Source organism: Microbacterium enclense (assembly GCF_004022425.1).
In the GTDB taxonomy this organism is placed as follows: domain Bacteria; phylum Actinomycetota; class Actinomycetes; order Actinomycetales; family Microbacteriaceae; genus Microbacterium; species Microbacterium enclense_A.
The window spans coordinates 1-6,408 of sequence record NZ_RBZY01000097.1 but is presented as its reverse complement, the minus strand read 5'-3'; the positions used below and the strand labels follow the sequence as shown (position 1 = coordinate 6,408).

6 protein-coding genes are annotated in these 6,408 nt (G+C 68.8%); all 6 read right to left on the bottom strand.

Annotation, left to right across the window (positions count from 1 at the left end; translation table 11 throughout):
* Positions 1 to 87 precede the first annotated feature (87 nt).
* The gene (locus D8Y23_RS15915; protein WP_205797341.1) at positions 88 to 726 is read right to left on the bottom strand and encodes a GntR family transcriptional regulator; all 639 of its coding nucleotides are present in this window, start codon (positions 724 to 726) and stop codon (positions 88 to 90) included.
* Between the two features lie 110 nt (positions 727 to 836).
* Positions 837 to 1,280, bottom strand: coding sequence for a heat shock protein transcriptional repressor HspR (locus D8Y23_RS15910; RefSeq protein WP_128219021.1), 444 nt, complete (start codon positions 1,278 to 1,280; stop codon positions 837 to 839).
* 67 nt (positions 1,281 to 1,347) lie between these two features.
* The gene (locus D8Y23_RS15905) at positions 1,348 to 2,337 is read right to left on the bottom strand and encodes a DnaJ C-terminal domain-containing protein (RefSeq protein WP_128219020.1); all 990 of its coding nucleotides are present in this window, start codon (positions 2,335 to 2,337) and stop codon (positions 1,348 to 1,350) included.
* An 8-nt stretch (positions 2,338 to 2,345) separates the two neighbouring features.
* Positions 2,346 to 2,951 (bottom strand): nucleotide exchange factor GrpE, encoded by a 606-nt coding sequence (locus D8Y23_RS15900; RefSeq protein WP_128219019.1) that lies wholly within the window; start codon positions 2,949 to 2,951, stop codon positions 2,346 to 2,348.
* 9 nt (positions 2,952 to 2,960) lie between these two features.
* Positions 2,961 to 4,832 (bottom strand): molecular chaperone DnaK, encoded by a 1,872-nt coding sequence (gene dnaK, locus D8Y23_RS15895; RefSeq protein WP_128219018.1) that lies wholly within the window; start codon positions 4,830 to 4,832, stop codon positions 2,961 to 2,963.
* A gap of 288 nt (positions 4,833 to 5,120) precedes the next feature.
* Positions 5,121 to 6,408 (bottom strand): helicase-related protein (locus D8Y23_RS15890; RefSeq protein WP_128219017.1); only part of this gene is annotated, 1,288 nt, incomplete at its 5' end.

The window sequence follows — 6,408 nt, the reverse complement described above, 5'->3', positions numbered from 1 at the left end:
CCCCCGCGGGCGGGGCAGACGCCATGGCCCGGCCGCGTGCCGCACAGCGCTGCAGCCGACGTAGGCCCGCGCGGGAGTCGGCACGCGTCAGGCGACGGTACCGGCCTCGAGACCGCGCAGAACGTCGCGGACATGACCCTTCGCCAGGGTCAGGTGAAGACGTAGGCGGTGCACGGCGGCATCCACGTCTCCCGTGCGGATGATGTCGAGGAATCCCTGGTGATCCGCGGTCGCGGAGGCGATGTCCGACGTATCGCTCAACTCGAACAAGATGGCGAAGATCCGCTGATAGGGGCGCCACGCGTCTACGAGACGACGGTTCTGCGAGTTGGTGTAGAAGCTCGTGTGGAACTCCATGTCGAGTTCTGCGAAGCGCTCACCGTCGTCGTCGTCCGCAGCAGCCGACATGCCGTCGACGATCCGCTGCACGCGATCCCAGTCGCTGGCGCTCGCGTGCTGAATGGCCAGGCGGATGGCGAGAGACTCCAACGCTTCCCTGACGACGTAGAGCTCCTCCACGTCGCGGAGGTCCATGGCCCGCGCGTACAGCCTCTTGCGCCTGTCCTCGGCGAGGCCCTCGACCTCGAGTTGACGCAAGGCATCTCTCACCGGCCCACGACTCACGTCGAATCGCGCGGCCAGACTGTCCTCGGCCAGGTGCGTGCCCGGCGGAATGACACCGCGGATGATCTCGACGCGGAGGCGGTGCGCGATCTGGTCACCCATGGCGAGGGGTCGAAGTTCCGACACGTCTGCTCCCAACTGTCGACCGTTGACAGACTACCCCGGGCGCTCGCCGCTCGCGCGCCCCGGCGCCACTCGACGCTCAGACTGCCTCAGTCCTCGCGGTGAAAGGCGTCTCCCGGACGCCACAGCACCACGTCGGTCGCCCGCCGCACGCGCGCGCCATGGCGCAGCGTCACGACCGAGCCGGTGGCACCGGCCGCGAACACGCGCGCCCCCGGGCGCGCCTGGCGTTCGGCCATCAACTGCCGTTCGAGGTCGTTCACGCGGCGGGAGAGGTCGTGCACGCGCTCCTCGAGAGCGAGCAGACGCGCGATGGCCGGCAGACTCATGCCCTCGCTCGACAGCCGCGCGACCTCCCGCAACTGCTGGACGTGCCGGCTCGAGTAGCGTCGCGACCCGCCCTGCGTCCGGGCCGGCACGACCAGGCCGAGCCGGTCGTACTGCCGCAGCGTCTGCGGGTGCATGTTCGACAGCTCGGCGGCGACGGCGATCGCGAAGATCGGTGCGTCCTCGTCGATCTCTCTTTCGGACACGGCCTCTCCTCTCTCGTCGATCGCCGGCTCCTGGCATCCGATTGTCCCGGATGCCAGGAGTTCGGCGTTACTGCCGCGCCTTGGCCATCAGGTCGGCGCGGGGATTCTCTTTCGGCTCGAGCGCGTGGAAGCGCTCGAGGGCCTCGCGGGCGGCCTCGTCGAGGTGGTCGGGAACGGCCACCTGGACTTCGGCGAGAAGGTCGCCGGTGCCCTTGGACGAGTGGATGCCACGCCCCTTGACCCGCAGCACCCGCCCCGACGGGGTGCCCGGTGCGACGCGGAGCCGTACGGGGTCTCCGCCGAGGGTCGGGACCTCGATCGTGGCGCCGAGGGCAGCCTCGGTGAAGGTCACGGGGACCGTCAGCCGCAGGTTGAGCCCGTCGCGCGCGAACACCGCGTGGGGCCGCACCGCGACCGTCACGACGATGTCGCCGCTCTCGCCGCCGTCCGGGGACGGGCGTCCGCGACCGCGCAACCGGATCTTCTGTCCGTCGGCGACCCCGGCAGGGATCTTCACCTTGAACGGCGCGCCGTCCTCACCCTGCAGGGTGATCGTCTCGCCCTTGGCCGCGGTGACGAAGTCGAGCGTCGTCCGGGCCGTGACGTCGGCGCCGCGCTGCGGACCACCGAAACCGCGGTACCCGCCCGACGGCTGACCGAACCGCCCCGACCCGAAACTCGACCCCTGCTGGTCGAACATCGAGAAGAAGTCCTCGAAGCCGCCCGGCGCCGAGGCGCCTCCGCGTTGCTGCCCGAACCGGCTGAAGACGTCGTCGAAACCGCCGCCCCCGCCGGATCCGGGCGCCGAGAAGCGCGCTCCCGAACCCATGGCTCGGATCTGGTCGTACTCCTCGCGCTGTTCAGGGTCGTTGAGCACCGCGTAGGCCTCGCTGATCTCCTTGAACTTCGCCTCGGCCTTGGCGTCACCCGGGTTCGAGTCGGGGTGGTACTGGCGCGCGAGCTTGCGGTACGTCTTCTTGAGATCGGCAGCACTCACGTCCTTGTCGACACCGAGGACCTTGTAGAAGTCCTTGTCGAACCAGTCCTGACTCGCCATGTGTCCTCCTACTCGGCCGGCACGGCGACGACGACCTTGGCCGGTCGCAGCTCGACGGAGCCGAGGCGGTAGCCCACCTCGACGACCTCGAGCACGGTGGCCACGGTCACGCCCGGCGTGGGCGCCTGGAAGATCGCCTCGTGCTGCTGCGGATCGAAGGGCTCGCCGGCGGCGCCGTACGACACCACGCCGAGACGCTCGGCGACGGCGCGCACCTTGTCGCCGATCGCGGCGAGAGGGCTGCCCTCGACGAGGTCGCCGTGCTTGGCTGCGCGGTCGAGGTCGTCCATGACGGGCAGCAGGCCCTTCACGGCCTCCCCCTTCGCTCGCTCGATCTCGCGTTCGCGCTGCTCCTCGGTCCGTCGACGGTAGTTGGCGTACTCGGCCTGCAAGCGCTTGAGGTCGACCAGCAGCGAGGCCTCCTTGTCGGAGGACGCCCCTTCCGCTGCCGCCTCGTCGGTCTGCTCGGCACCGAGGATGTCCTCGATGGTCAGGCCCTCGGCATCCGGGGTCTGGTCCGACGGCGCGGGGCCGGAGGTGTTCTCCTCCGGCCCCGTCGTCTCGTCAGGACCGGCGCCCGAGCCCTGGGGCTGTTCGTCGTCCTTGTGTGCCATGGTCTCTGCTTACTTCTTCTCGTCGGGGTTCTCGTCGTCGACGACCTCGGCGTCGATGACGTCTTCCTCGGGGTTCGGCGTCTCGCCGTTGCCGGGCTGGCCGACGTTCGGGTCGGCCTGCTCGCCCTGGGCCTGCGACGAGGCGTAGATGGCCTCGCCGATCTTGCCCTGGCTGGCGTTCAGCTTGTCGAACGCGGTCTTGACCGCGTCGTCGTCTTCGCCCGCGAGCGCCGTCTTGAGGGCGTCGACGTCGGCCTGGACCTCGGTCTTGACCTCTTCGGGCAGCTTGTCGTCGTTGTCCTTGATCAGCTTCTCGATCGAGTACGACAGGGTCTCGGCCTGGTTGCGGGTCTCGGCGGACTCGCGGCGCTTCTTGTCTTCGGCCGCGTTCTCCTCGGCCTCGCGGACCATGCGCTCGATGTCCTCCTTGGGAAGCGACGAGCCGCCCGTGATGGTCATCGACTGCTCCTTGCCGGTGCCCTTGTCCTTCGCGGACACGTGCACGATGCCGTTGGCGTCGATGTCGAAGGTGACCTCGACCTGCGGGATGCCACGGGGAGCCGGCGCGATACCGGTGAGCTCGAACGTGCCCAGAGGCTTGTTGTCGCGGGTGAACTCGCGCTCTCCCTGGAAGACCTGGATCGCGACCGACGGCTGGTTGTCGTCGGCGGTGGTGAAGGTCTCGCTGCGCTTGGTCGGGATCGCGGTGTTGCGCTCGATGAGCTTGGTCATGATGCCGCCCTTGGTCTCGATACCGAGGCTCAGAGGGGTGACGTCGATGAGCAGCACGTCCTTGCGCTCACCCTTGAGGACACCGGCCTGGAGGGCTGCGCCCACGGCCACGACCTCGTCGGGGTTGACGCCCTTGTTCGCGTCGCGACCGGTCTCGTTCTTGACCAGCTCGGCGACCGCGGGCATGCGGGTCGAGCCGCCCACGAGCACCACGTGCGCGATGTCGTCGACCTTGACGCCGGCCTCGCGGATGACGTCGGCGAAGGGCTTGCGGGTGCGGTCGAGCAGGTCCTTCGTGAGGTCCTCGAACTTCGCGCGGGTGAGCGTCTCGGACAGCGACACGGGGCCCGAGTCGGTCAGCGAGAGGTACGGAAGGTTGATGGACGTCGAGGTCGAGCTCGACAGCTCCTTCTTGGCCTGCTCCGCGGCCTCCTTGAGGCGCTGCAGGGCGATCTTGTCGCCCGAGACGTCGACTCCCGTGGTGTCCTTGAACTGCTTGATGAGGTAGTCGACGACGCGCTGGTCCCAGTCGTCGCCACCGAGGCGGTTGTCACCGGCGGTGGAGCGCACCTGGATGGTCGAGAAGTCGTCGTCCTTGCCCACTTCGAGCAGCGACACGTCGAACGTTCCGCCACCGAGGTCGAAGACGAGGATGAGCTCGTCCTCCTTGCCCTTGTCGAGGCCGTACGCGAGGGCCGCGGCGGTGGGCTCGTTGATGATGCGGAGGACGTTCAGGCCCGCGATCTCGCCGGCCTCCTTCGTCGCCTGACGCTCGGCGTCGTTGAAGTACGCGGGCACCGTGATGACGGCATCCGTCACGCTGTCGCCCAGGTACTCCTCGGCGTCGCGCTTGAGCTTCTGGAGGATGCGCGCGGAGATCTCCTGCGGCGTCCACTTCTTGCCGTCGACGTCGAACGTCCAGGTCGTGCCCATGTGGCGCTTGACGGACGAGACGGTGCGGTCGACGTTGGTGACGGCCTGGCGCTTGGCGGTCTCGCCGACGAGCACCTCGCCGTCCTTCGTGAAGGCGACGACCGACGGGGTCGTGCGGAAGCCTTCGGCGTTGGCGATGACCTTGGGCTCGCCACCCTCGAGCACGCTCACGACGGAGTTGGTCGTCCCGAGGTCGATTCCCACTGCACGTGGCATATGTGTCTCCTTGATCATGAGCCGGGCGGATGCCACGACTCGGGGTTTCGTGAAGTCTGCTGCGCGGGTTGAGCCGCGATGACTCAACGCTATCGCAGGGCGTTCTGGGCGTCAAGCAGACTTGATATGAATTGGCTCAACTTCCGCGCTGCGCCTCGGGTTCTTGCACGTGGCCCCGGGGCCACACACGACGCCCCGGGGCCACGCAGAACGCCCCGACCGCGTGATCACACACCGACGCCCCCGCAACCGAAGAGGTCGCGGAGGCGTCGGGAGGATGCCGCGGGCTCAGTCGCGGTCGAACGAGCGGCGCTGCGGCCGGTCGCTCCGCTTCGCGGAGCGGCCGCCCTGATCCAGACGCAGGTCGATGAGGACACCCGAGATGCGGGTATCGGTGAGCCGGTTCAACGTGTCGCGCGAGAGGTCGGCCGGGAGCTCGACGAGCGAGAAGTCCTGGCGGATCTGGATCGCGCCGAAGTCGTTGCGGCGCAGGCCCCCCTCGTTCGCGAGCGCCCCGACGATCTGGCGCGGCTCGACCCGTTGCCGACGTCCCACCGCGATGCGGTACGTCGCGAAGCGGCCGTCGCTGCTGCGCCGATCGGCGCGGTCACCGCGATCACCACCCTCGCGGGGCGCGCGGTCACGGTCGGCGCGCGGGGACGAGAACGCCTCCTCCTCCAGCAGCAGCGGCGTGTCGCCCTGCGCGACCACGGCGAGCGCGGCGGCCACGTCGGCCTCGGGCACGTCGTGGTGCGCGACGTAGTGCGCGACGACGTCGCGGAACGTCGCGATCGCCGCGGTGTCCTCGAGCGCAGTGGTGATCGCGTCGTCGAAGCGGGTGAGGCGCGTGGCGTTGACGTCGTCGACGCTCGGCAGCGACATCTCGGTGAGCGGCTGCCGGGTGGCCTTCTCGATCGCGGTGAGCATGCGCCGCTCGCGCGGGGTGACGAAGCTGATGGCATCCCCGGTCCGTCCGGCGCGGCCCGTGCGGCCGATACGGTGCACGTACGACTCGGTGTCGATCGGCAGGTCGTAGTTCACGACGTGGCTGATGCGCTCGACGTCGAGGCCGCGGGCGGCGACGTCGGTCGCGACGAGGATGTCGAGCTTGCCGGACTTGAGCTGATTGACGGTGCGCTCGCGCTGCACCTGGGCGACGTCGCCATTGATCGCGGCGGCGGTGTAGCCGCGGGCGCGGAGCTTCTCGGCGACGGTCTCGGTCTCGTTCTTCGTGCGGGTGAAGACGATCATGCCCTCGAAGTTCTCGACCTCGAGGATGCGCGTGAGGGCGTCGATCTTCTGCTGGTACGACACGATGAGGTACCGCTGCGTGATGTTGGCCGAGGTCGTGGTCTTGGTCTTGACCGTGATCTCTTCCGGGTCGTTGAGGTACTGCGCCGAGATGCGGCGGATCTGCGCGGGCATCGTGGCGGAGAACAGCGCCACCTGCTTGGTCGACGGGGTGTCGGCGAGGATCGTCTCAACGTCCTCCGCGAAGCCCATCTTCAGCATCTCGTCGGCCTCGTCGAGCACGAGGTACTTCAGCTCGCTGAGGTCGAGGGTGCCCTTGTCGAGG